Source organism: Sphingomonas sp. CCH9-F2 (assembly GCF_001556735.1).
In the GTDB taxonomy this organism is placed as follows: Bacteria; Pseudomonadota; Alphaproteobacteria; order Sphingomonadales; family Sphingomonadaceae; genus Sphingomonas; species Sphingomonas ginsenosidimutans.
The window spans coordinates 1-723 of the sequence record NZ_LSJO01000149.1 but is presented as its reverse complement, the minus strand read 5'-3'; the positions used below and the strand labels follow the sequence as shown (position 1 = coordinate 723).

1 protein-coding gene is annotated in these 723 nt (G+C 64.3%); it reads right to left on the bottom strand.

Annotation, left to right across the window (positions count from 1 at the left end):
* On the bottom strand, window positions 1–723 hold a 723-nt coding region (locus AX685_RS04385; RefSeq protein ID WP_156445664.1), incomplete at both ends, for an efflux RND transporter permease subunit.

The following is a 723-nucleotide window of genomic DNA, read 5'->3' as shown; positions in this document are numbered from 1 at the left end:
TCACGAAGGTCTGACCGTGGTCGTCCCCTTCATGCTCCTCATTGTAGTGCTCGGGTTTCTCGATCACTTTCTGCCCGAACCGGGCATAGAGTGTCGGCAGCACGAACAGCGTAAGAAGCGTCGCCGAGATCAGACCGCCGATGACGACCGTCGCCAAAGGCTTTTGAACCTCTGCGCCGGCGCCTTCGCCCAGCGCCATCGGCACGAAGCCGAGGCTGGCGACTAGCGCGGTCATGATGACGGGTCGCAGACGCTGCATCGCGCCAACATGCGCGGCTTCCTCGCGGCTCATCCCTGATCGGATCAGATCTTGGATCGAGCTGACCATGACGAGGCCGTTGAGGACCGCGATGCCCGAGAGGGCGATGAAGCCCACTGCCGCCGAGATCGAGAAGTCCATGCCCCGCAGGAACAGCAACAGGACGCCGCCCACCAGCGCGAAAGGCACGCCGGTGAACACGATCGCGGCGTCGCGGACCGATCCCAACGCCCCGTAGAGGAGCAGCAGGATCAAGATGAAGCAAGCCGGAATGACCAGCTTCAGCCGTTCGCTTGCCGATTGGAGGTTCTCGAACTGGCCGCCCCATTCGAGATAGGTGCCGGCAGGCAGCCGGAGTTGGCTGCCGATCGCCGCCTGCGCATCCGCCACGACGGATCCGACGTCGCGGCCACGCACGTTGGCTTGCACCACCACGCGCCGCTTGCCGTTCTCGCGGCTGATCT